The organism is Streptomyces sp. NPDC102274, from assembly GCF_044766385.1.
Classification (GTDB): domain Bacteria; phylum Actinomycetota; class Actinomycetes; order Streptomycetales; family Streptomycetaceae; genus Streptomyces.
Genome location: NZ_JBIWLW010000063.1, coordinates 1 through 24,705 on the forward strand (window position 1 = coordinate 1; position 24,705 = coordinate 24,705).

19 protein-coding genes are annotated in these 24,705 nt (G+C 71.2%); 14 read left to right on the forward strand and 5 right to left on the reverse strand.

Annotation, left to right across the window (positions count from 1 at the left end; all coding sequences use genetic code 11):
- Positions 1–323: 323 nt before the first annotated feature.
- The gene (locus ACIRQP_RS39880) at positions 324–1,328 is read left to right on the forward strand and encodes a DNA-3-methyladenine glycosylase family protein (RefSeq protein WP_403899992.1); all 1,005 of its coding nucleotides are present in this window, start codon (positions 324–326) and stop codon (positions 1,326–1,328) included.
- A 16-nt stretch (positions 1,329–1,344) separates the two neighbouring features.
- Here the strand turns inward: ACIRQP_RS39880 and ACIRQP_RS39885 are convergent, their stop codons facing one another.
- The 3 genes from ACIRQP_RS39885 to ACIRQP_RS39895 all read right to left on the reverse strand — a co-directional run bounded on the left by ACIRQP_RS39885 (position 1,345) and on the right by ACIRQP_RS39895 (position 4,232).
- Entirely contained in the window at positions 1,345–2,637 is a 1,293-nt protein-coding gene (locus ACIRQP_RS39885) for a coenzyme F420-0:L-glutamate ligase (RefSeq protein ID WP_403899994.1), read from the reverse strand.
- Positions 2,634–3,590: a 2-phospho-L-lactate transferase gene (cofD, locus tag ACIRQP_RS39890; protein ID WP_403899996.1), complete on the reverse strand. Its 957-nt coding sequence runs from the start codon at positions 3,588–3,590 to the stop codon at positions 2,634–2,636. The genes ACIRQP_RS39885 and cofD overlap by 4 nt, the downstream gene beginning before the upstream one ends.
- Before the next feature lie 135 nt (positions 3,591–3,725).
- Positions 3,726–4,232, reverse strand: a complete 507-nt coding sequence (locus ACIRQP_RS39895) for a cysteine dioxygenase (RefSeq protein ID WP_403899998.1) — start codon at positions 4,230–4,232, stop codon at positions 3,726–3,728.
- Positions 4,233–4,948: 716 nt separating this feature from the next.
- Between ACIRQP_RS39895 and ACIRQP_RS39900 the strand changes: the two genes are divergently transcribed.
- The 3 genes from ACIRQP_RS39900 (at position 4,949) to ACIRQP_RS39910 (ending at position 10,890) form a co-directional block, all read left to right on the forward strand.
- The gene (locus tag ACIRQP_RS39900) at positions 4,949–5,212 is read left to right on the forward strand and encodes a WhiB family transcriptional regulator (protein WP_014046372.1); all 264 of its coding nucleotides are present in this window, start codon (positions 4,949–4,951) and stop codon (positions 5,210–5,212) included.
- Between the two features lie 240 nt (positions 5,213–5,452).
- Complete coding sequence (locus tag ACIRQP_RS39905) at positions 5,453–9,334, forward strand: glycosyltransferase (RefSeq protein WP_403900000.1); 3,882 nt, start codon at positions 5,453–5,455, stop codon at positions 9,332–9,334.
- The gene (locus tag ACIRQP_RS39910) at positions 9,331–10,890 is read left to right on the forward strand and encodes a DUF5719 family protein (RefSeq protein WP_403900002.1); all 1,560 of its coding nucleotides are present in this window, start codon (positions 9,331–9,333) and stop codon (positions 10,888–10,890) included. The genes ACIRQP_RS39905 and ACIRQP_RS39910 overlap by 4 nt, the downstream gene beginning before the upstream one ends.
- Before the next feature lie 33 nt (positions 10,891–10,923).
- Here the strand turns inward: ACIRQP_RS39910 and ACIRQP_RS39915 are convergent, their stop codons facing one another.
- A complete protein-coding gene (locus tag ACIRQP_RS39915; protein WP_403900024.1) occupies positions 10,924–11,352 on the reverse strand; it encodes a metallopeptidase family protein in 429 nt (142 codons plus the stop codon).
- 274 nt (positions 11,353–11,626) lie between these two features.
- On the opposite strand from ACIRQP_RS39915, the gene ACIRQP_RS39920 reads away from it, so the two are divergent.
- The 9 genes from ACIRQP_RS39920 (at position 11,627) to ACIRQP_RS39960 (ending at position 22,173) form a co-directional block, all read left to right on the forward strand.
- Positions 11,627–12,052, forward strand: a complete 426-nt coding sequence (locus ACIRQP_RS39920; protein ID WP_403900004.1) for a DUF3499 domain-containing protein — start codon at positions 11,627–11,629, stop codon at positions 12,050–12,052.
- A gap of 262 nt (positions 12,053–12,314) precedes the next feature.
- Positions 12,315–13,931, forward strand: a complete 1,617-nt coding sequence (locus ACIRQP_RS39925; protein ID WP_403900006.1) for an L-lactate permease — start codon at positions 12,315–12,317, stop codon at positions 13,929–13,931.
- A gap of 191 nt (positions 13,932–14,122) precedes the next feature.
- Positions 14,123–15,487, forward strand: a complete 1,365-nt coding sequence (locus ACIRQP_RS39930; protein ID WP_403900008.1) for a phosphomannomutase/phosphoglucomutase — start codon at positions 14,123–14,125, stop codon at positions 15,485–15,487.
- Between the two features lie 168 nt (positions 15,488–15,655).
- On the forward strand, positions 15,656–15,838 hold the full coding sequence (locus ACIRQP_RS39935; protein WP_403900010.1) for a Trm112 family protein: 183 nt from the start codon (positions 15,656–15,658) through the stop codon (positions 15,836–15,838).
- A 76-nt stretch (positions 15,839–15,914) separates the two neighbouring features.
- Entirely contained in the window at positions 15,915–17,138 is a 1,224-nt protein-coding gene (locus tag ACIRQP_RS39940; RefSeq protein WP_403900012.1) for an SIS domain-containing protein, read from the forward strand.
- Positions 17,139–17,337: 199 nt separating this feature from the next.
- Complete coding sequence (gene manA / locus ACIRQP_RS39945; protein WP_403900014.1) at positions 17,338–18,507, forward strand: mannose-6-phosphate isomerase, class I; 1,170 nt, start codon at positions 17,338–17,340, stop codon at positions 18,505–18,507.
- A gap of 88 nt (positions 18,508–18,595) precedes the next feature.
- Positions 18,596–19,579, forward strand: coding sequence for a cation diffusion facilitator family transporter (locus ACIRQP_RS39950; RefSeq protein WP_403900016.1), 984 nt, complete (start codon positions 18,596–18,598; stop codon positions 19,577–19,579).
- Between the two features lie 306 nt (positions 19,580–19,885).
- Complete coding sequence (ahcY, locus tag ACIRQP_RS39955; protein ID WP_403900018.1) at positions 19,886–21,343, forward strand: adenosylhomocysteinase; 1,458 nt, start codon at positions 19,886–19,888, stop codon at positions 21,341–21,343.
- 215 nt (positions 21,344–21,558) lie between these two features.
- Positions 21,559–22,173, forward strand: coding sequence for a hypothetical protein (locus ACIRQP_RS39960; protein WP_403900026.1), 615 nt, complete (start codon positions 21,559–21,561; stop codon positions 22,171–22,173).
- 34 nt (positions 22,174–22,207) lie between these two features.
- On the opposite strand, the gene ACIRQP_RS39965 is transcribed toward ACIRQP_RS39960, so the two are convergent.
- On the reverse strand, positions 22,208–23,140 hold the full coding sequence (locus tag ACIRQP_RS39965; protein ID WP_403900020.1) for an RDD family protein: 933 nt from the start codon (positions 23,138–23,140) through the stop codon (positions 22,208–22,210).
- A gap of 163 nt (positions 23,141–23,303) precedes the next feature.
- Here ACIRQP_RS39965 and ACIRQP_RS39970 point away from each other — a divergent pair, with 163 nt between their 5' ends.
- Entirely contained in the window at positions 23,304–24,311 is a 1,008-nt protein-coding gene (locus tag ACIRQP_RS39970; protein ID WP_403900022.1) for a stage II sporulation protein M, read from the forward strand.
- The last annotated feature ends 394 nt before the right edge of the window (positions 24,312–24,705 follow it).

The window sequence follows — 24,705 nt, forward strand, 5'->3', positions numbered from 1 at the left end:
GCTCGCGCGGAGCGCGGTGACCACGCGACGGAGTCGCATATCGATCGCAGCGCAGTCCGGACACGGACCTCCGGAGGCCCCGGGCCCCGGCACCCCGCACCCGCACCCCGCACCGCACCCGCCCCCCGCCGGAGGCGCACCGCACCCCGCCGGAGGCGCACCGCACCCGCACCCCCGCCGGAGGCGCACCGCACTCGCACCCCGCACCCCGCACCCCGCACCCGCCCCCCGCCGGACGGCGCACCGCACTCGCCCCCGCACCCCCGTGAGGACCTCGTACCGCTTAGCCTCGGGGGTGACCCCGACCCCCAAGGACCTCAACCGTGGCAGGCCGCTTCGCCCAACGACCCGTGCCCCGTCCGCGCCGCGCGGACCCCGCGGACCCCGCGGACCCCGCACACGCCGTAGGGATACGTCGGCAGTGGACGCCCCCCGAGCCCTACGACCTCGGGCTCGTCCTCGGGCCGCTTCGGCGGGGGCCCGCCGATCCGACCTTTCGCGCGTACGCGGACGGTTCCGTCTGGCGGACCTCCCGGACGCCCGCCGGGCCCGGCACGCTGCGGGTCGTGCGGCGCGGTGGTGTCGTGGAGGCCGAGGCGTGGGGCGCCGGCGCCGCGTGGATGCTGGAGCAGCTCCCGGAGCTGCTCGGCGCGGGCGACGACCCGGACGCGTTCGTCCCCCGGCACCGCCTCGTCGTCGAGGCCCAGCGGCGCCGGCCGGGCCTGCGGCTCTGCCGCACCGGACTGGTGCTGGAGTCGCTGATCCCGTCCGTGCTGGAGCAGAAGGTCACCACCGTCGAGGCGTACCGCGCCTGGCGCATTCTGGTGCGCAAGCACGGGGAGCCGGCTCCGGGTCCCGCCCCCGGACCCGCGCACGGCGATCGGCTGTATGTCATGCCCGATGCCCGGACCTGGGCGCTGATCCCCTCCTGGGAGTGGCACAAGGCCGGCGTCGACGCCAAGCGCTCCTCGACGATCCTGCGCGCCGTCCGGGTCGCGCGCCGGATGGAGGAGGCCGCGGCGATGGAGCCGGAGCGTGCGGCCGCCCGGCTGGAGCTGATCCCGGGGATCGGTCCGTGGACCGCCGCCGAGGTCGTGCAGCGCTCCAACGGCGCCCCCGACGCCGTCACCGTCGGCGATCTGCATCTCCCCGGCATCATCGGCCACGCGCTCGCGGGCGACCGGGACGCCGACGACGCGGCGATGCTCGAACTCCTCGCCCCGTACGCCGGCCAGCGGCACCGCGCGACCCGGCTGATCCTGCTCAGCGGCCGGACCCCGGCCCGCCGGGCGCCCCGGATGGAGGTCCGGAACATCGCCCGGCTGTGAGAAAAACCGGGCGTGACTACCGGACGGTGAGGAAGGACTCCGGTGAGCGTGCCGGGCGGTCCTTCGGCGGGGCGGCCGCGTGGCCCACCGCCACCGCGCCCATCGGGTCCCAGCCCTCGGGCAGATCCAGCACGTCCCGTACGACATCCCGGCAGAACATCGTCGAGGAGACCCACGCGGAGCCGAGCCGCTCACCCGCCAGCGCCACCAGGAAGTTCTGCACGCCCGCGCCCATGGCGACCACGAACATCTCGCGCTCCGCGCCGTCGCGCCGGGCGTCGCCGTAGGTGTGCGAGCCGTCCATCACCAGGCACGGCACCACCAGATACGGCGCCTCGCGCAGGAGGTCGCCGCGGCGTACGCGCCTGGCGATGGACTCCTCCGTCCTGCCGTCGCGGCGCAGGTCCGCGATCCAGGCGTCGCGCATGGCGTCGAGGAGGCGCAGCCGCGACTCGGGTGACTCCAGGAGGACGAACCGCCATGGTGTCGTGTGATGCGGCGCCGGGGCGGTGACGGCGGCCGTGACCGCGCGCCGGACCGCGCCCGGGTCGACCGGCTCGTCCGTGAACTCCCTGACCGTACGGCGCTGGGTGACCGCTTCCCGTACCGCCTCGGACGTGCCGAGCCGGAACATGTCGTCCGCGGCGACCCGCACCATCGCCCGCGCGTCCGTGTCCGTGTCGCCGACGAGGTGGCCCAGGCCGCTCACCACGGCGACCGGCAGCCCCTCGGCCTTGCCTTTCACCAGGTCACCGGCGGCGGCCAGTTCGTCGGCGAGGGCGATGACGGTCGCGTTCAGCGGGTTGCCCTGGGCGTCGGTCCCGCCGCGCAGGTCCTCCAGGACGCGTACGCCCGCGGCGCCGATCGCCACATCGGTGAGGCCGTTGCGCCAGGGCCGCCCGAAGGTGTCGGTGACGATCACCCCGACGTCCACCCCGAGCGCGTCCCGCAGCCCCGCGCGGATCGTCCGGGCGGAGGCGTCGGAGTCCTCCGGCAGCAACAGCACTGTTCCGGCAACGGTGTTGGAGGCGTCGACCCCGGCCGCCGCCATGACCAGGCCCTGCTTGTTCTCGACGATACGGAGGGGCCCGCGCCGCGCGACGACCCGTACGGTCTCCGCGTCGATGGCTGCCTCTCGGTCCGTGGCCGCGAGGATCCGCCCCTCCGCCTTGGAGACGATCTTGGAGGTGACCAGCAGGACATCACCATCGACCAGCCCGGGACCGGCGGCCACGATCAGCTTGGCGAGGTCGTCGCCGGGGCGGACCTCCGGGATTCCGGGCAGGGCGCGGACGCGGTACGACGTCATGGCCGTACCTCCTCGGCCAGCGCCAGCGCCTCACGGGCCATCGCGGCGGTCGCGTCCAGGTCCGTCATCATCAGCGGGACGGCGCGGCTGCGGATCCCCGCGCCCTCGATCCCGGCCACCGCCGCCGCGTCCACGGTGTCGACCAGCCAGCCGTCGAGCAGCCCGGAGCCGTAGTGCAGGGCGACGGCCTGGGCCGTCGACTCGACGCCGATCGCGGCGAGCACCTTGTCGGCCATCCCGCGCACCGGCGCGTTCCCGACGATGGGGGAGAGGCCGACGACCGGGACGCCCGCCTCGGCGATGGCCTCCCGGATGCCCGGCACGGCCAGGATCGTCCCGATGCTGACCACGGGGTTGGACGGCGGGAAGAGGATGACATCGGCCGCGGCGATCGCCTCCAGCACCCCCGGCGCGGGCTTGGCCTGGTCGGCGCCGACCGGGACGACCGCCTGTGCGTCCACGGACGCCCGCATCTTCACCCAGTACTCCTGGAAGTGCACGGCCTTGCGCTCGCCGTCCACATCGACGGCGACATGCGTCTCGACGCGGTCGTCCGACATGGGCAGCAGCCGTACGCCGGGCTTCCAGCGGGCACAGAGCGCCTCGGTGACGGCGCTCAGCGGATAGCCCGCGCCGAGCATCTGCGTACGGACGATATGGGTGGCGAAGTCACGGTCGCCGAGGCCGAACCACTCGGGTCCCACGCCGTAGGCCGCCAGCTCCGTCTTGACCTGGAACGTCTCATCCGTACGCCCCCAGCCCTGTTCTTCATTGATGCCACCGCCGAGGGTGTACATCACCGTGTCGAGGTCGGGGCAGACCTTCAGCCCGAACAGATGGATGTCGTCACCGGTATTGCCGATCACCGTGACGTCCGCGTCCGGCGCGGCCTGCTTGAGGCCGCGGAGGAAGCGGGCGCCGCCGATACCGCCGGCCAGAACCACAATGCGCATAGAGAACAGTCTGTCAGCCGGAGGCTGATCGTTGAGGGGCGGTGGTCGGGTGACGGGTGGGCCAGTCTGTCAGCCGGAGGCTGATCGTTGAGGGGCGGTGGTCGGGTGACGGGTGGGCCAGGCGACGGGTGAATGTCAGGCCGGCACGACATCCTGATCCTGGGCCGCCGGGGCGCAGCGCGCGGAGTGCATGGGCATCTCCGTCAGCCCCGGGTAGTAGATGTGCAGGCTCACCGCCGGTTCGATCGCGTCGTTGACCACCTCATGGACATAGCCCGGCGCGAAGACCCGCTGCGCGCCCGGCGCGAGAGCGCGGCTCCCGCTCTCCGAACGCTCCGTCAGCTCACCTGCGAGCACGGTCAGTACGCCCGAGGAGCGGCCGTGGTCGTGTGATCCGCTGCTCTGGCCGGGCACCCAGGAGAGCAGCCACACCTCATAGCCGGGTCCGGTGCTCAGCCGGTGGTACCAGCGGCTGGTGGCGTCGTACTGGACGAGCGGGGCCCACTGCGCGCGGTCGGCGGCGAGGGCGCGCGCGAGGCCCGCGAACTCGGCCACCGTCGCGGGGTGCTCCCGTGCGGGCTGGAGAAGGTGCGGGACCTCAAGGAGATCGCCGGCGATCTGGAGGTCGCTGTCGCTGTTCATGGGGGCGGTGGTTCCTCGGCAGGAAGGTGTGCGGCGGCAGGAAGGTGTGCGGCGGTGCCGCGACGGGTGCGTGGGATCGCTTGGGGAACGCGGTGAAGACGCGAGGGCGATCACGGAAGCGTGATCAGGAGGAGCGGGAGGGGCGGCCGGAGCCCGGCGGCATCAACAGCAGGCGCAGTTGAAACAGCGACAGCGGGCCCGGAGAGCGCTGCGGAATCCACGGAGGTGGGTCGCGGTGGGCGCGGGGTTCGCTGGCATGGGACCAAAGGTTGCGAATCCGGTTACGGATGTCAACTCAATGGCCGGTTTGGCCGCAATGTTTCACCTCATCCGGTTGATCCGATCGCGGAGTGGTTTGAGTGACGGTGGGTGCGGACACATCGGGCAGCGACCGTGCTCGTAAACGCCTTCGCGCTCTCGTGATCAGACTGTGATCCGGATCGCTTCCGGCGGGTGATCCGCAACAAGGTTGCAGTTTTTGACGTCTCTCTTGTCGAGAAGGGGGTGGATGCGAACAGGCCACTGGCATGTGTCAGGTTTTTGGTGATTTGAACACTTTCCGCATAGCCTTGGTTCCGCAGAGTGAATACCGGGCCCAATAGCAGATCTCGGCTTGACCTGGCCGGAGCACCGCACTTGTAATTTCACTCGTGTCGTTCGGCCGAAATCGATAGCGGCCACATCACGGGGACGCAAAAGACAGACGAGGGGCGCACATGACCGAGCTGTTCCAGCAACTGCTGGTCGAGGACGCGGACGAGGAACTCGGCTGGCAGGAGCGCGCCTTGTGCGCCCAGACAGATCCCGAGTCCTTCTTCCCCGAGAAGGGCGGTTCCACGCGTGAGGCCAAGAAGGTCTGTCTCGCCTGTGAGGTCCGATCGGAATGCCTTGAGTACGCCCTCGCCAATGACGAGCGATTCGGTATCTGGGGCGGCTTGTCGGAGCGCGAACGGCGCCGGCTGAAGAAGGCCGCGATCTGACCGCCGCCCGGCCGGCCCGGTCGTGGTGGCCGGGGCCGAAGACCGGCCGGTCGCCCGGAACGACCGGTATCACCCCCGACGTATGGCACGGTCCGCAGTCTGCACCTCCCCGCAGACGGCGGACCGTTGTGTTTCCCGCCCGTCCGCCGCCACTCCCCCCTACCGTTAGTGTGGGGCCCCGTCCGAGACGCTCCCACGCCCCTTCGGGGCGACCCCCCGGCCGGAGGGCCCGCTACCTCAATGTCCCCCACCACCGCCGCGTTCGTTTCCGCCACCGCCACCGCCACCGCCCCCGAGTTCCCGCGGCACGTCGTGACCGCGGTGCTCGTCGCCCACGACGGTGCGCGCTGGCTGCCCGACGCCCTCGCCGGGCTGCTGGGCCAGGAACGCCCCGTACAGAACGTCATGGCAGCCGACACCGGCAGCGCCGACGACTCCGCCCGGCTGCTCACCGAAGCGCTCGGCGCGGACCGCGTCCTGCATCTCGCCCGCCGGTCCGGATTCGGTACGGCCGTGGACGAGGCGGTACGCACCGCCGGGGTCCTCACGCCCGACGATCTGCCGTATCTGAAGCGGCCCAGCGGCTGGGACCCGGTGACCCGGAGCTGGCGCGACGACACGTACGACATGCCTGAATTGCCGCACGGCGAACCGGTGCAGTGGCTCTGGCTCCTCCACGACGACTGCGCGCCCGACCCCGACGCGCTCGCCGAACTGTTGCGTGTCGCCGACTCCGACCAGTACGCGGCGGTCGTCGGACCCAAGCTGCGCGGCTGGTACGACCGCAAGCAACTCCTCGAAGTCGGCGTCTCCATCGCCAACAGCGGACGCCGCTGGACCGGACTCGACCGGCGCGAGCAGGACCAGGGCCAGCACGACCAGGTCCGTACCGTCCTCTCCGTCTCCAGCGCCGGGATGCTCATCCGGCGCGATGTGTGGGACGAACTCGGCGGCTTCGACCGCCGGCTCCCGCTGATGCGCGACGACGTGGACCTGTGCTGGCGCGTGCACGCCGCGGGCCACCGGGTGCTCGTCGCCCCTGACGCCGTTCTGCGGCACGCCGAGGCCGCCGCCCGGGAGCGTCGTACGGTCGACTGCGCGGGCCGCTCCGTCGTCAACCCGCACCGCGTCGACAAGGCCGGCGCCGTCTACACCATGCTCGTCAACGCGCGGGCCACCGTCCTCCCTTACGTACTGCTCCGCCTTGTCGTCGGCACCCTGCTGCGCACCCTCGCCTATCTCGTCGGCAAGGCGCCGGGGCAGGCCGTCGATGAGGTGATGGGACTCTCCGGCACCCTGCTGCGGCCGGGCCGGCTCATCAGCGCCCGGCGACAGCGCGGCAAGGGCGTCGTCGAGGCGGCCGAGCTGCGCCCGCTGTTCCCGCCGCCCGGCGCCACGGTCCGGGCCACGGTCGAGCAGATCGCCGGCAGCCTCGGCGGTGACTCGGACGCCGACGCGGGTGGCTCACGGCACGGCGCCGTCGAGTCGGGGCCCGGCGGTGACGATGCCGACTTCATGGAGATCGAGCAGTTCGCCCGGCTGAAGAAGCTCGCGCACAAGCCGGGGCCCGTCCTCTTCGGGATCCTGCTGCTCGTCTCGCTCATCGCCTGCCGCGGACTCTTCGGCGGCGGCGCGCTCGCGGGCGGCGCGCTGCTGCCCGCACCCGCCGATGTCTCCGACCTCTGGTCGCGGTATGCCGACGGCTGGCATCCCGTCGGTACCGGCGTCACCGAGAGCGCGCCCCCCTATCTCGCCGTACTCGCCGCGCTCTCCGCGCTGTTCCTGGGCTCCACCGGGTTCGCGCTGACCCTGCTGCTCGTCTGCTCGGTCCCGCTGGCCGGAGTCACCGCCTACTTCGCCTCGCGGCCGCTGGTGGAATCGCGGCTGCTGCGTGCCTGGGCGAGCGTCGCGTACGCCTTCCTGCCCGCCGCGACCGGCGCGCTGGCCACCGGACGGCTCGGTACGGCCGTCCTCGCCGTCCTGCTGCCACTGATCGCGCGGGCCGCCGTCGCCGCGTACGGGATGCGCGGCGGGGCGGGCGGCGTCGCGAGCGGGGAGAGCCGCGGCAGTTGGCGCGCCACCTGGGCGTACGCCTTCCTGCTGACGTTCGCGATGGCCTTCACCCCGGTGGTATGGCCGGTGGCGCTGCTGCTCGGCCTCGGTGTCCTGGCGCTGCGCCGCGACGACCTCGCCGCCTACGGACCGCGTGTACTCGCCGGGCTCGGCACCCCCCTGCTGCTGCTGGCACCCTGGTCGCTCTCGCCGCTCACCTCGCCGTCCGCCTTCCTTCGGGAGGCGGGGCTGGAGTTCGGTACGGGAACGGCCTCCGCGCTCGATCTGCTCGGCATGAGCCCCGGCGGGCCCAAGGCCGCGGGCGGCATCCTGCTGATCGGGATCGTGCTGGCCGCGCTGGCGGCGCTGCTGCGCGGTGAGCGGCAGTTCGCGATCCGCTCGGCCTGGGCCGTCGCGATCCTCGCGCTGGTCTTCGCCGTACTCACCAACAACTCCGGCTGGGCCGGACCCGCCACCCTGCTCTACGGGCTCGCGCTGATCGCGGCGGCCGTGCTCGGCGCGGACGGCGCCAGGGAGCGCGTCGCCGCGGAGAGCTTCGGCTGGCGCCAGCCCGTCGCCGTACTCATCGCCGTCGCGGCGGGACTCGCCCCGCTGCTGGCCGCCTTCGGCTGGATGATCAGCGGCGCGGCCGGACCGCTGGAGCGCCGCGATCCGGTGCAGGTCCCCGCGTTCGTCGCGGAGGAGAGCATCACCCGCGACCAGCCGCGCACGCTCGTCCTCGGCGGTACGTCGGCGGCCGAGGTCTCGTACTCACTGGTCCGCGGCTCGGGCGGCCGGCTCGGTGACGCCGAACTGACCGCGTCGGGCGGCGGTGATCCGCGGCTCGACAAGGTCGTCGCCAACCTCGTCGCGGGCTCCGGAGCCGACCAGACCGACCAGCTCAGCGGCTTCGCGATCCGCTACGTACTCGTACGGGACGGGGTGCCGCGGCAGACCAGCCGGGTCCTGGACGCCACCCCGGGGCTGACCCGGCTGAGCCAGCTGGACGGCAGCGCGCTGTGGCGCGTCGACCGGCAGATCTCGCGGGCCACGATCGTCGACGGAAAGGGCGAGGGCGAGCCGCTGGCCGTCGCGTCCGCGCAGGTCGAGGCGCACACGAAGATCCCGGCGGGGGCCTCCGGGCGAGTGCTGCGGATCGCGGACCGGGCCGCCGAGGGCTGGCAGGCCACGCTCGACGGCAAGGTACTGGCCAAGAAGACCGTCGACGGCTGGGCCCAGGGCTTCGAACTCCCCGCCGAGGGCGGCAGTCTCGACCTCACGTACGAGGACCCGATCACGCACACCGCGTGGATCTGGGCGCAGGGCGCGCTCGCCGTCGTCCTGCTGGTGCTCGCCCTGCCGGGGCGCCGCCGGGAGATCGACGACGACCTGCCCGACGAGGACATCGAGATCCCGGCGCAGCCGGTGGCGGGCGAGGGCCGGCGCGCACGCAGGCTGCGTGCGGCGGCGGAGACCGAGGGGGTGGGGACGGGGGAGACGGATGTGACGGGGGAGTACGCGACCGCGCAGCAGCCGGCCGTTCCGCCGGCGCCCGCCGCCCCTCCGGCCTCTCCCACCGTGCCCACCGCGCCTGTTGAGGAGCCGTACGGCGGCGAGCAGGGCCAAGTCGGCCAGGGCGACCAGCAGTCGGCGTACGGGGCGGTGCCCCAGCAGCACACGTACGGCGAGTGGGACGCCAACACCTACGCGGGCGGGGACTACACGCAGGCCCAGTACCCGAACGAGCAGCAGTACGGCGCACAGTACGGCGAGGGCCAGTACCAGCAGCCGTATCAGCAGTACCCGGCGGACCCGTACCAGGAGGGCCAGTACCCCGCCGGCCAGTACCAGGAAGGCCAGTACCAGGAGGGGCAGTACCAGGCCGGCCACCAGGGCGAAGGCCAGTACCAGGAAGGGCAGTACGACCCGTCGCAGTACGACCCGTACGGCTACGGACAGCAGGCTCAGCAGCCCCAGCAGGCTCAGCAACCACCGCGGCCCCAGCAGCCCTACGCCGACGGCACGGAGAACGAACAGCGCCAGCGCCCCGACGGGAGCAGTAACCAGTGAACCGTACGACCCTCTCCCTCATCGCGGCCGCCACCGCCCTCGCCGCCGTCACCGGCTTCGCCGCCCTCACCGCGCCCGACACCGGCGGTACGGCGGCCGCCCGGACCCCGGCCCGGCTGCCCGTGGAGCGCACCAGCCAGCTCTGCCCGGCCCCCAGCGTCTCGGACGTCGCGGAGACGACGTACACCTCCATCACACCGGCAGGCACGGCGGACGGCGGTACGGCCGGCTCGGCCGAACTGACGGAGTCCGTCGTCACCTTGGCCGATACCGCCGACCAGGGTGCCTCCGACGACAAGGCGAAGGACGGGGAGGACGCGGGGGGCACGAAGAAGGACCCGGTGAAGGACAAGCCCTTCGTCAGTCTGAAGGAGCCTGGCAAGCCCGTCTCCGTCGAGGCGAGCGGGGCCGAGGCCCCCGCCCTCGTCGGCACGGCCACCGGCCGGTTCGCGCCCGGCTGGACCACCCAGCAGACCACCACGATCAGCGTCGGCGACGCGCGCGGCGTCCTCGGCCTGACCTGCACGGTCCCGGACACGGACTTCTGGTTCCCCGGCGCGAGCACCGAGAGGTCGCGCCAGGACTACGTCCATCTCACCAACCCCGACGACACCGCGGCCGTCGCCGACATCGAGCTGTACGGGAAGGACGGCGCGGTCAAGTCGGAGGTGGGCGAGGGCATTCCGGTGCCGGCCAGGTCCAGCGTGCCGGTGCTGCTCTCCACCCTGACCACCGTGGCCGCGGCCGATGTGACCGTCCATGTCACCACCCGCTCCGGCCGGGTCGGCGCGGCCGTACGCGTGGCGGACAGCGCGGGGGGCAGCGACTGGCTGGCCGCCGCGGCGGATCCGGCGTCGCGGCTGGTGCTGCCCGGGATCCCGGCGGACGCGACCGACGTACGGCTGGTGGCGTTCGCGACGGGTACCGACGACGCCGATCTGAAGGTGCAACTGGCGGGCGCCGACGGCACGATCACCCCGGCGGGCAGCGAGAGCCTGCACATCAAGTCGCAGATGACGTCGACGCTCGAACTGGCGGACATCACCAAGGGCCAGGCAGGTTCGCTGATCCTCACCCCGGCGGAGGGCGGGCGCGCGGCCCCGGTGGTCGCGGCACTGCGCGTAGTGCGCGGCAAGGGCGAGAAGCGGGAGATCGCGTTCATCCCGGCGACCGCGCCGATCGCGTCGCGGTCGACCGTCGCGGACAACCGCGCCAAGGGCTCGACGCTCTCGCTGACCGCGCCGGGCGCGACCGCGAAGGTCAAGGTCACGGCCTCGGCGGGGACCGGAGGCGGCGAGCCGGCCGAGAAGACCTACACGGTGAAGGCCGGTACGACCCTGGCGGTCACGCCGCCGGTGCCCGGCGGCCTGAAGGGCTCGTACGCGCTCACGGTCGAGCCGGAGCCGGGCGGCGGTCCGGTCCACGCGGCGCGCACGCTGGCGCTGCCGGTGGACGGTGTCCCGATGTTCACGGTCCAGACGCTGCCGGACGACCGGGGGACCGTGTCCGTACCGAAGGCCAAGGAGGACCTGTCGATCCTGGACGACGGCAGCTAGTGCCCCTCCCGGCAACGTTTGGGCTGTCCGCGCTCATTCCTGCCCGTACCGGGGATCGACGGACTCGGGCGCCAGCCCCAGCAGTTCCGCGACCTGCTCGACCACGACCTCGTGCACCAGCAGCGCGCGGTCGTCGCGGCTCTTGGTACGGATCTCCACGGGCCGCCGGTAGACCAGGATGCGCGCCGGGTGGTCCTTGCCCGCCGGGACCGAGCTGCCGAGCGGAACGGTGTCGTCCTGCGGGCTCGGCACCTCCATGACCATGAAATCCACCTCGGCCAGCTGGGGCCAGCGCCGTTCCAGCCGGTCCACGGAGTCCCGCACGAGATCGTGGAAGGACTCGGAGCGGCTGGTCGAGAGCGGCACCTGGGGCGGGGCGACGGGCCCACGCATACCGCGGCCGTGACGGTCGCGGCGGGGCGGCCGTGGTTCGGTCGGGCGGGGCGGTACAGGACTGTCCATCACTGACGCAGGGTAGCCCTCCGCGCGCCGCCGATATCGCGGCTGCCGCACCCTCGTACGGCATGTCGCATATTGAGCATTCCGGCCAAGCTTGAGCTCGATTCCAGGCGTCCCCGCGATCACCGCTCTCGCCGTCATTGACGGCTTTTGCCCCAAGTCGTGACCAGGTAACGGAGTGTCGCTATCTGGTCACTCTTCTTTCCGTGCAGGTCAGGGCAGTTACTTCCGGCCAAGTTGGGTGGGATATCACGCCGCGACACGGGGGAGTGACCTGGTGGAGAGTCGTCGCAGCCCGCTCAAGAGTGCGGTACCGTCCAACATCGTGAGCCCTGTACGTCGCTGTTCGCGCACCGCGTGCGGCCGCCCTGCTGTCGCGACACTGACGTACGTCTATGCCGACTCGACCGCGGTCCTCGGCCCGCTCGCCACCTATGCCGAGCCTCATTGCTACGACCTGTGTGCGGAACACAGCGAGCGGCTGACCGCTCCGCGTGGCTGGGAGGTCGTCCGCCTGACGGACGGCTCGGCTCCGGCGCGCCCGAGCGGTGACGATCTGGAGGCGCTCGCCAACGCCGTACGCGAAGCCGCACGGCCGCAGGAGCGGGCGGCGGGGGCCGGTGGCAACGGCGCGCGCGGGGCGGATGCGACGGAGGCCGGGCGCCGGGGGCATCTGCGGGTGCTGCGCTCTCCTGAGCCCTGAGCCCTGAGCCCTGAGCCCTGAGCCCTGAGCCCTGAGCCCTGAGTCTGAGCCCTGAGAGTCTGAGCCCGTGAGCCTGAGCCGTGAGCCCTCAGCCGTCGTTCCTCGGCCCTCGGGCCCTCGGTGGCGCTTCCGCCTCATCGGCATTCTTCCGGCTTTCCGGTGCGGATCCTGTACAGACCATTGACCTCACGTTGGCGTGGACACGACCATTCCCCCACCCGTGAGAGATCAGTTTCCGTATCGCGGAATCCGGAGGACTGTCGTGTACGTACAGCAACTGGAACCCGTCGCCGACTCGCTCGCCCTCTCCGCCCTTGTCGCCGCCCTCCCGCTGGCCACCGTACTGATCCTGCTCGGTGCCCTCCGTATGAAAGCCCACCGCGCGGGGGTCATCGGTCTCGCCGTCGCCGTGCTGGTCGGCTGGCTCGTCTTCGGAATGCCCCTCGGCCAGACCCTCTCGGCCGGCGCCCAGGGAGTCCTCTTCGGGCTCTTCCCGATCATGTGGATCGTCGTCAACGCCCTCTGGGTGTACCGGATGACGGTCCGTACCCAGCATTTCGACATCCTGCGCCGCTCCTTCGGGCGTCTCTCCGACGACCCCCGTATCCAGGCGCTCGTCATCGCCTTCTGCTTCGGCGCGCTGCTCGAAGCGCTCGCGGGCTTCGGGGCGCCGGTGGCCATCTGTTCGGTGATGCTGGTGGCGCTCGGCTTCTCCCCGGTCAAGGCCGCCGTCGTCTCGCTCGTCGCCAACACCGCGCCCGTCGCGTTCGGCGCGATGGGCACGCCCGTGGTGACGCTCGCGCAGGTCACCGATCTGCCGCTGGACACCGTCGCCTCGGTCGTCGGCAGGCAGACCCCGCTGCTCGCGCTCGTCGTACCTCTCGTGCTGGTCTGGCTCGTCGACGGCCGGCGGGGGCTGCGCGAGACCTGGGTGCCCGCGCTGGCGTGCGGAGTCGCCTTCGCCGCCGCGCAGTTCCTGGCCGCCAACTACGTCTCCGCCCAACTCGCCGACATCGGCGCCGCGCTGGCCGGAGCGGCGGCGCTGGTGGCCGTACCCTCGGCCCGCAAGCCGGCGTCGGAGCCGGTGCGCGCCTCCGTGCTCACGGGCGTACGGAGCGAGGACCTGGACCGCGAGGACCCGCGCCCCGAAGTCCTTCGCGCCTACGCCCCGTACGCGCTGATCGTGGTGATCTTCTCCGTCGCCCAGATCCCGCCGGTCAAGGAGGCGCTGGCCAGGACGACGAGGGTGTTCGACTGGCCGTTCCTCGATGTCGCGGACCCGGACGGCAACCACGTCGGCGCCAATGTCTTCTCGCTGCCCCTCGTCGCGACCGGCGGCACGCTCGTGCTGCTCGCGGGTCTCCTCACGGCCGTCGTCATCGGCGTACGCGCGGGTGACGCCGCTCGGGAGTGGGGAGCGACCGTGTACGAACTGCGGTACGCGATCCTCACCGTCACCTCCGTACTGGCCCTCGCGTACGTCATGAATCTGTCCGGACAGGCGGGCACCATCGGCCACTTCGTCGCCGCGGCGGGCGCGGGACTCGCGTTCCTGTCGCCGATCCTGGGGTGGTTCGGCGTCGCGGTCTCGGGCTCGGACACCTCGGCCAACGCCCTCTTCGGCGCGCTCCAGGTGACGGCGGCGGCCCAGTCCGGCCTGTCGCCCGAGCTGCTGGCCGCGGCGAACAGCTCCGGGGGAGTGCTCGGCAAGATGATCTCGCCGCAGAACCTGACGATCGCGTGCGCGGCGGTCGGACTCGCCGGCAAGGAAGGTGACCTGCTGCGCAAGGTACTGCCCTGGAGCCTGGTCCTGTTGCTGGTGATGTGTCTCATCGTGCTGGGGCAGAGCACCGCGGTGCTCGGGTGGATGCTTCCCTGACGCTACTTCGGACTTACTCGTCCGGGGATTTACCAGTTCAGGGATTTACGGCTGTCCGCCGGACCGTCGAGACGTGTCCGGCGGGTAGTTTGAACCGACCGCGGCGGATCGCGGCGGATCACAGCAGACCGTGCAGACCGTGCAGACCACGCAGACGGTGCGGACCGCGGTGACAGGAACTTCTGGAGGCGTTGGCCGTGGCCGATTTGTCGCAGCTCGTAAAGGCGTACGACGTGCGAGGGGTGTACCCGGATCAACTGGACGACCGGCTCGCCGAGCTCTTCGGCGCCGCCTTCGTCGAGGTCACCGGCGCCGAGGCGATCGTGATCGGCCATGACATGCGGCCCTCCTCGCCCGGTCTGGCGTCGAGCTTCGCCCGGGGCGCCGTCTCGCGCGGAGCCGACGCCACGATCATCGGACTGTGCTCCACCGACCAGCTGTACTATGCGTCGGGGGACATGGACCTGCCCGGCGCGATGTTCACCGCGTCCCACAACCCGGCCCAGTACAACGGCATCAAGATGTGCCGGGCCGGGGCGGCGCCGGTCGGCCAGGACACCGGGCTGGCGGAGATCCGCGCGCTGGCCGAGGGCTGGCTGACGGACGGCGCTCCGGCCTCGGTCACCAAGCCGGGCCACCTCGCGCAGCGGGACACCCTCACGGACTACGCCGCGTACCTGCTGTCCCTTGTCGACGTCTCGGCGATCCGCCCGCTGAAGGTCGTCGTGGACGCGGGCAACGGGATGGGCGGGCACACCGTACCGACGGTCTTCGCGGACCTGCCCCTCGATGTGGTGCCGATGTACTTCGAGCTGGACGGTACGTTCCCGAACCACGAGGCCAACCCGCTGGACCCGAAGAACATCGTGGACCTCCAGGCCCGCGTCCTGGCCGAGGGCGCCGATCTGGGACTCGCCTTCGACGGCGACGCCGACCGCTGCTTCGTCGTCGACGAGCGGGGCGAGGGCGTCTCCCCGTCGGCGATCACCGCCCTGGTCGCGGCGCGCGAGCTGGCCAAGTACCCGGGAGGAACGATCATCCACAACCTGATCACCTCCTGGTCGGTCCCCGAGGTCGTCAGGGAACACGGCGGAACCCCCGTACGCACCCGCGTCGGACACTCCTTCATCAAGCAGGAGATGGCCGCCACGGGAGCGGTCTTCGGCGGCGAGCACTCCGCGCACTACTACTTCCGCGATTTCTGGAACGCCGACACGGGCATGCTCGCCGCGCTCCACGTCCTGGCGGCGCTCGGCGGCCAGCGGGGACCGCTGTCCGAGCTGGTCGCCTCGTACGACCGCTACGCGGGCTCCGGAGAGATCAACTCCACGGTCGACGACCAGAAGGCCCGCACGGCGGCGGTACGCGCGGCCTTCGCCTCCCGCGACGGCGTCACGTTCGACGAACTGGACGGGCTGACCGTGACCGGGGCGGACTGGTGGTTCAACCTCCGTCCCTCCAACACGGAGCCGCTGCTGCGCCTGAACGTCGAGGCGCGCGACAAGGCGACGATGGAGCGGGTCAGGGACGAGGCGCTGGCGCTGATCCGGGCCTAGGTCCTGTCTTCAAAGTCCCGCCGTCAGGGCATGTCCGAGGGCCGGTGGGGGATCGCCGGTGGGGGATCGTACGGCGGCGGCCCGGCCCGCGGCCGGCGGTCCCCACCGCGCAGTGCCCGGCGGTACGCTGACATGGCCCGATCCACCCGCACGAAGGGACCCCATCCCATGCCGCTCGAAGCCGGCCTTCTGGAGATCCTCGCCTGCCCGGCCTGCCACGCGCCGCTCAGCGACCGCAGCGCGGCCGACACCCCCGAGCTGATCTGCACCGGCGAGGACTGCGGTCTGGCCTATCCGGTACGGGACGACATCCCGGTCCTCCTCGTCGACGAGGCACGGCGCCCCGCCTGAGCAAGCAAGCGCTGCCCACAACGCCCCGCGCCCCGTGCCCGCGAGGCCCGCGCCCGGCGATCGGAGGCCCAACCCCATGCTCGACGAGTCGTTGCTCGACGCTCCCGACACCCTGGCCCACGCCGACCGCGACGGTCTGCTCCGCGGCGCCGCGGAGGCCGGAGCGAGAGTGCGCACCGCCCTTCGGCACACAGCGGAGGCCGGTATCGCCGGACTCGCGCCGGAAGGCCGCCCGCGCGCCGTGTTGATCGCCGGTTCGGGCGCCGCCGCCACCGGCGTCGCCGATCTGATCGCAGCGCTCGCCACGAACGCCGCGCCCGTCACCCGGCTCCGCCCCACCGGCGTCGCCGCCGCGGCGGGCGCGCTGCGCTGGGCGCTCCCGGGCTGGGCGGGCTCCGTGGACCTGCTGCTGATCGCCACCACGGACGGCAGCGAGCCCGGCCTCGCGCTCCTCGCCGAGCAGGCGTACCGCCGCGGCTGTACGGTCGTCGCCGTCGCCCCGCGTCAGTCACCGCTGAGCGAGGTCGTCGACGGGACGCACGGACTGATGGTCCCGATGGCGACGGCTCCGAACGGCCAGTACGGACAGAATGGCCAGTACGCCCAGAATGGCCAGTACGGACGTCCTGGTGAACCCGGCCGGTCCGGCCCGGCTGAGTGGTACGAGCCCGAGGGGACGCCGGTAGCCGGCCCCGGCGCGCTCTGGGCCCTGCTCGTCCCGCTGCTCGCGCTCCTGGACCGCGTCGGGCTGCTGACCGCGCCGGCCGAGACCCTCCAACTCGTCGCCGACCGGCTGGACCGCACCGCCGAACGCTGCGGCCCGGCCATCGCGACGTACAGCAACCCGGCCAAGACCCTCGCCGCCGAGCTGGCCGACAGCCTCCCGCTGATCTGGACGGAGGGCCCGGCCGCCGCCCCGGCGGGACGCCGCTTCGCCGCCGTACTGGCCGAACTGACCGGCCGCCCCGCCCTCGCCGCCGAACTGCCCGAAGCCCTCCCGGCACACAGCGCGCTGCTCGCGGGGCACTTCGCGGGCGGCGCCGCCGAGCCCGACGACTTCTTCCGCGACCGGGTCGAGGAGCCGCAGGCGTGGCGCGCCCGTGTCGTCCTGCTCCGGGACCGCCCGGCTGGCGGACTGACCGCGGCCCCCGCCGCCCGCGAACTCGCGCTCGGCCATGACACGGCCATCAGCGAACTGGAGCCCGAAGAGGGCAGTGAGCTGGAGGCCCTGGCCGAGCTGGTCGCCGTCACCGACTTCGCCACGGTCTATCTGGCCCTCGCCGGGGCCGCCCCCGCGTAGGCCGAACCCGGCCCCACACTCAGCCGTGAACCGACCTCGGCCCCCACACTCAGCCGTGAGCCGCTCAGCCGTGAGCCGGACCCGGCCCCGCGCACAACCCGTGAGTCAATCTCCACCCGCACTACTCCTTCACGCTCGCCACATCCGTGCCGCCACCGCACGCCGCCGTTCCGTCACCCCGTACGAGAAAGCTCACTCCATGGACCGCCTCTCCAACACCGTGCGCCCCTACGCCTGGGGCTCGACGACCGCCATCCCGGAGCTGCTCGGCACCGCTCCCACGGGTGAGCCCCAGGCCGAGATGTGGATGGGCGCCCACCCGGGAGCCCCGTCCCGTCTCGACCGGGGCCATGACTCCGGCGAACAGGCGCTCTCCGCCGTCATCGACGCGGACCCCGAGGCGGAACTCGGCGCGGCCGCGGTCCGGAAGTTCGGCCCCCGCCTGCCGTTCCTCCTCAAGCTCCTCGCCGCCGGCTCCCCGCTCTCCCTCCAGGTCCACCCCGACCTCGCCCAGGCCAAGGAGGGGTACGAGGCGGAGGAGCGGCGCGGTGTCCCGATCGACGCGCCCCACCGCAACTACAAGGACGCCAACCACAAGCCCGAACTGATCTGCGCGCTCACCCCCTTCGACGGCCTGTGCGGCTTCCGCGCCCCGGAGGCGACCGCCGAGCTGCTCGCGCGGCTGGGCGTCGACTCGCTGAAGCCGTACGTCGATCTCCTGCGCGCCCATCCCGAAGAGGCAGCGCTGCGTGAGGTGCTGACCGCCGTCCTCACCGCCGATCCGGACGAGATGGCCGCCACCGTCACCGAGGCCGCCGCCGCGGCGGACCGGCTCGGCGGGGACTACGCGCCGTACGTGTCGATCGCCCACCACTACCCCGGCGACCCGGGCGTCATCGCCGCCATGCTGCTCAACTACGTACAACTCCGGCCGGGCGAGGCGCTCTTCCTCGGCGCGGGCGTCCCGCACGCCTATCTCAACGGTCTCGGCGTCGAGATCATGGCCAATTCGGACAACGTCCTGCGCTGCGGACTCACCCCCAAGCACGTGGACGTCCCCGAGCTGCTGCGTATTGTCCGCTTCGAGGCGACCGACCCCGGTGTCCTGCGTCCGGAGGCCTCGCCTACTGGCGAGGAGCTGTACGAGACCCCCATCGACGAGTTCAGGCTCTCCCGCTATGCCCTCGCGCCGGGCGCCGAGCCGCGCGACCTCACCGCCGCGACGCCCCAGATCCTGCTCTGCACGGCGGGCACACCGCTGGCGAACGACATCGAGTTGGCACCGGGCGGCTCGGTCTTCGTCGCGGCGGGCGAGAAGGCCGAACTGTCGGGTACGGGCACTGTGTTCCGGGCCACTGTGGTGGTCTGATGCACCGGCCGTCCCGGCGGCTGCAACAATGTCCCGCCGTACCGCGGCGCCAGGGCCGCAGCACCGATGAAGGGACACTTCGCACCCAATGAGCGCGTCAGGCGGAACCAAGGCGATCGTGGCGGCGCTCAGCGCCAACCTCGCGATCGCAGTAGCCAAGTTCGTGGCGTTCCTCTTCAGTGGTTCGTCGTCCATGCTCGCGGAGAGCGTGCACTCCCTCGCCGACTCCGGCAACCAGGGGCTGCTGCTTCTCGGCGGCAAGAGGGCGCAGCGCGAGGCGACCCCGCAGCACCCCTTCGGCTACGGCCGTGAGCGCTATATCTATGCCTTCCTCGTCTCGATCGTGCTGTTCTCCGTCGGTGGCATGTTCGCCATCTACGAGGGCTACGAGAAGATCAAGCACCCCCACGAGCTCGAGGCCTGGTACTGGCCGGTCGGTGTGCTCGTCTTCGCGATCATCGCGGAGGCGTTCTCGTTCCGTACGGCCATCAAGGAGTCGAACGTCACGCGCGGCTCGCTCTCCTGGACGGAGTTCGTCCGCCGCGCCAAGGCCCCCGAACTCCCCGTCGTGCTCCTGGAGGACCTCGGCGCACTCGTCGGTCTCGTACTCGCCCTGGCGGGTGTGGGGCTCGCCCTGGGTACTGGCAACGGGATCTGGGACGGCATCGGCACCCTCTGCATCGGCATTCTCCTCATTCTGATCGCGCTGGTACTGGCGGCCGAGACGAAGTCCCTCCTCCTCGGCGAGGCCGCCGGCACCGAGGACGTGGAGAAGATCAAGAACGTGCTCGTCGACGGCGACGTGGTGACCGGCATCATCCACATGCGTACGCTCCACCTCGGCCCCGAGGAACTGCTGGTCGCCGCCAAGATCGCGGTCGAGCACAACGACACGGCCGGCGAGGTCGCCCAGGCCATCAACGCCGCCGAGGCCCGGATCCGCGAGGCGGTCCCGATCGCCCGGGTGATCTATCTGGAGCCGGACATCTACAGCGAGTCGGCCGCCGCGACGGGCACCAACCCCGGCAAGGACCAGGGCGATCCGATCCCCGGCAGCACCACTGAGTCCTGATCCGCCCCGGCTCTCTCCCTGCTCTCTCCCTGATCCCTCGCCGGTCCGAACCTGGGTCCGTACGTGATCACTTCATGATCCCTTCTCCGTTCGGCTGTGGGGCCGTGGGCCGGTCGGTGTAGATTCGTCTGCAGTGCCAGACGTCGCTGCTGATGGCGGTCGGGCGGCCCGCGGTGTGCGGACCGGCCGAGGGAGAGAGGGCCTCCGACGGACTGTGCTGCGGGGGCTCGGGCATTCGTGTGCCCGCCGCCGCAGATCCAGCCGTACGTACCCACCCTCGACCCGATTTACGAGGAGCAGCTCGTTATGACGACTGTCGCCAACCGACAGGACTTCAAGGTCGCCGATCTCTCGCTCGCCGAGTTCGGCCGCAAGGAGATCTCCCTCGCCGAGCACGAGATGCCCGGTCTGATGTCGATCCGCAAGGAGTACGCGGCCACTCAGCCGCTGGCTGGCGCCCGTGTCACCGGCTCCCTGCACATGACGGTGCAGACCGCGGTCCTCATCGAGACCCTGACGGCCCTCGGTGCCGAGGTCCGCTGGGCGTCCTGCAACATCTTCTCCACCCAGGACCACGCCGCGGCCGCCATCGCGGTCGGTCCCGATGGCACGCCCGAGAACCCCCAGGGTGTCCCGGTCTTCGCCTGGAAGGGCGAGACGCTGGAGGAGTACTGGTGGTGCACGGAGCAGGCCCTGACGTGGCCGAACACGCCCACCGGCGGCCCGAACATGATCCTCGACGACGGTGGTGACGCCACCCTCCTGGTGCACAAGGGCGTCGAGTTCGAGAAGGCCGGCGCGGCCCCCGACCCGGCCACCGCGGACAGCGAGGAGTACAGCTACATCCTCCGTCTGCTGAACCGCACCCTCTCCGAGAACCCGCAGAAGTGGACCCGTCTGGCGTCCGAGATCCGCGGTGTCACCGAAGAGACCACCACCGGCGTGCACCGCCTGTACGAGATGCACCGCGACGGCGGCCTCCTCTTCCCGGCGATCAACGTCAATGACGCGGTCACCAAGTCGAAGTTCGACAACAAGTACGGCTGCCGCCACTCCCTGATCGACGGCATCAACCGCGCCACCGACGTCCTCATCGGCGGCAAGGTCGCGGTCGTCTTCGGCTACGGCGACGTCGGCAAGGGCTGCGCGGAGTCGCTGCGCGGCCAGGGCGCCCGCGTGATCATCACGGAGATCGACCCGATCTGCGCCCTCCAGGCGGCGATGGACGGCTACCAGGTCTCGACGCTCGACGATGTCGTCGGTATCGCCGACATCTTCGTGACGACCACGGGCAACAAGGACATCATCATGGCCTCGGACATGGCCAAGATGAAGCACCAGGCGATCGTCGGGAACATCGGTCACTTCGACAACGAGATCGACATGGCCGGTCTCGCCAAGATCGACGGCATCGTCAAGGACGAGGTCAAGCCGCAGGTCCACACCTGGACCTTCCCGGATGGGAAGACGCTCATCGTCCTGTCCGAGGGCCGCCTGCTGAACCTGGGCAACGCGACCGGCCACCCGTCCTTCGTGATGTCCAACTCGTTCGCGGACCAGACGCTGGCCCAGATCGAGCTGTTCACCAAGCCGGAGGAGTACCCGACCGATGTCTACGTGCTCCCCAAGCACCTGGACGAGAAGGTCGCCCGGCTCCACCTCGACGCGCTCGGTGTGAAGCTGACGACGCTCCGTCCGGAGCAGGCCGCCTACATCGGCGTCCAGGTCGAGGGTCCGTACAAGCCCGACCACTACCGCTACTGACACCCTCCGGGGTACGAGCGGTCCGGCTGTACAGCGGATCTACAGCGATACAGCCGGACAGCCGCGTACCTCGGTCCTCAGTAGGCACCTGGCACCCGTAGGTACCTCCGTGGTATCGGACAGGCCCCCGCACCCCCGTGTCGGGGGCCTGTCCCGTGCGTGCGCAGCGAGGAAGAGTGTCAGACGTCGAGGACCCGAAGGACCGGAAAGATCCCATGCCCCGCGGCCGTTATTCGCTCCATGATCCGCACGATCACGCTCCTCTCGGTGAAGAACACTTCCACTGCGCGCCCGGCCCCTCCGGCTGGCGCTATGTCTCTCAGACCACCACCCCCTCCGGCGACCACTCCGGCTCCGTCGATCTGGCCCTCGACGAGCTCGGCCGCCCCATCCGTCTTCAACTCCACGCTGCGAGCTGGCAGATCCGTGGCGCCGCAATCGACGGCGTCACGTGGGTCCGTACCGACCCCACCGGCACCCATGCCACCGAAGGCAATGTCCGTGCCCATTCCTTCACCGGCACCTCCCCCGCGTTCCTCGTCGCGACCGCGCGACTGCTGCGTCTCACCCCCGGCTCCCCCGCGACTCGCGTACGCCTCGTCGCCTTCACGGATCCCGTCCTCGCTCCCCGCACACTCGATCAGTCCTGGGCCCTGGTGAACAGTGAAGCGCACGGCACTGACAACGGACCCCTGACCGTGGACGAGTACCAGGTCAGCGCCCTGGACACGGGAGAACAGCACACGGTTCACCTCGCGGGCGATGTGGTCCTCTCGGCCCCCGGCATCGAGCTCGAAGACCTGGAATCCCCGCCGTCCGTCCTGCCCTGACGCGTGCCCTGGCGCACGCCCTGCCCGATGCCTCCTATGCCGGCGGGGCGAACCCGGTGGCCGGGGGCGATCCGGCTTCGGACGGTGCGGGCGCGGGGGACGGCGCCGGTGCGGGAGCCGGGGCCCGGAAAGGGGCCGGAGCGGAGGCCTGGGCCGGGACCGGAAACGCGACCGGGGCGGGGGTCGGGGCCTGGGCGGGAACAGGCGCCGGGCCGAAGGAGGCGCCGAAGGCCCGTCGGGCGTCCCGGGCCTGCCTCTCATGCACGACGGCGGCCAGATAAGCGCCCGCAGGGATCCCCTGCGGCGCGGGCGTCCCGGTCCGCGCCGCCAGATCACCCGCGAGCCGCTCGGCCATCGACCGGCCCACCCCGGCGTCGAGCTGCCCCATCCGCGTCAGGTACTGGCGTATCGCGAGCCACAGATCATCGGGCACGGCGGACAGATCCAGCTCCGTGAACCGTCCCGCGAGCCACGGTGGGGGCGGCGGGACCATGGCCGAGTGCGTCACAGGCACCCGCTCCCGTACGACCAGGGTCCCCGCGAAGACGTCCCCGATCCGTCGGCCCCGCGGCGAGACCAGCGACGCGATGCAGGCGATGACCCCGAACGACAGCAGGATCTCCACGACCCCGAACGCCCCGCGCACGAGCGCCTGCCGGAACCGGATGGGCCCGCCGTCGTCCCGCACCACGCGCAGTCCACACGCCAGCTTTCCCAGCGAGCGTCCATGGCTGAGGGTCTCCACGGCGATCGGACCGCCCACCAGGACCAGCAGAAACGCGGCGACGGACAGGGCCATGACCGCCGCCTCGTCCAGGGAGCCCGTCGCCAGCGCGATTCCGACCGACACCAGCAGATAGGTCGTCCAGGCGACCACCAGGTCGATCGCGAGTGCCAGCGCCCGGCTCGGCAGCCTCGCGGGGCGCAGCCCGAGTACTACCGCGTCGCCCGTCACAAGCTCATTCACCGGTGCCCCACCCATCGCCGGACCTTCTCTGCCCCTGAAGTCCTCAGTCTGCCAAGCTGGCCCGCAGCGCGTCGCGGCAGTGGCAGCAGTGGCAGTGGCAGCGGTGCGCTGGCCGTGCAGTAGTACGGACCGTACGCACCCAGTGCCTGGAGCAGCAGCGACCATGGACCTCGATGTCTTCGTGACAGCCCACCGCGCCGAGTGGGACCGCCTGGATCATCTCCTGCACCGCGGGCGCCGCCTCACCGGAGCGGAGGCCGACGAACTCGTCGCCCTCTACCAGCGCACGGCCACCCATCTCTCGCTGATCCAGTCCACCGCCCCTGACCCGGCGCTCACCACGCGCCTCACCCAGCTCGTGGCCCGAACCCGTGCCACGGTCACCGGAGCCCGCCGGGCCACCTGGCGCGACGCCACCCGCTTCTTGACGGCCGGCTTTCCCGCGGCTGTCTACCGCTCCCGGCGCTGGTGGATCCCGACGGCGATCCTCTCCACCCTCCTGGCCGCTGTTATCGGCTGGTGGATCGGAGCCCACCCCGAGGTCCAGTCGGCGATCGGGGCCCCGGACGAACTGCTCCGGATGACCCGGCCCGGCGGTGAGTACGAGACGTACTACTCAAGCCATCCGGCGGCGTCCTTCGCGGCTCAGGTCTGGACGAACAACGCACAGGCAGCCGCCATGTGCCTCGTCCTGGGCGCTTTTCTCTGCCTCCCGGTCATCTGGATCCTCTTCGTCAACGTGCTCAACCTGGGAGTCGGCATCGGCCTGATGTCCTCGGCCGGCCGCGTCGACATCTTCCTGGGGCTGATCCTCCCGCACGGCCTGCTCGAACTGACAGCGGTCTTCGTCGCCGCCGGCACGGGACTCCGACTCGGATGGACACTGATCGACCCGGGACCGTACAGCCGCCGTACCGCCATGGCCCAGCAGGGCCGCGCCGCGCTCGGCATGGCCATCGGCCTGGCACTCGTCCTCTTCGTGTCAGGCCTGATAGAGGGCTTCGTGACCCCGTCCGGCCTGCCTACATGGGCGCGGATCGCCATCGGGGTAGCCGCTGAGGTGGCCTTCCTCTGCTACGTCCACATCCTCGGCGGACGGGCCGTACGGGCGGGCAAGACGGGAGACGTGGACGCCGCGGACCGCAGCGCCGAACTCCCGGTAGCGGCCTGATGTGCGTATCGCGCCCGACACCTGTTAGTCTCCTCTTCGCCCCACAATGACCGTTGACACGGTTGACGCGGGGAGGTAGATTTGAACGGTTGCCTCGAAGCAGGACATGCTTCGAGAGCGGTTGATCATTTCTATGCGGCTCACAGTGGGAATCGAATTTCCATGGGGCCCGGATTCGACATCCAGATCACCAGGGCTCGATGAATCGGTCCGAATGTTTCTGATAAAGTCGGGTCAGCCGAAAGGCAAAGGCCAAACCGAAGGTCATCGGAATTCATGAAGCAGAACAAGCCGAATGAATCTGATAGAGTCGGAATCGCCGGAAAGGGAAACGCGAAAGCGGAAATCTGGAAGGCGGCCCCGCTCCGACGGGGAATCGGACACGGAAGAGTCT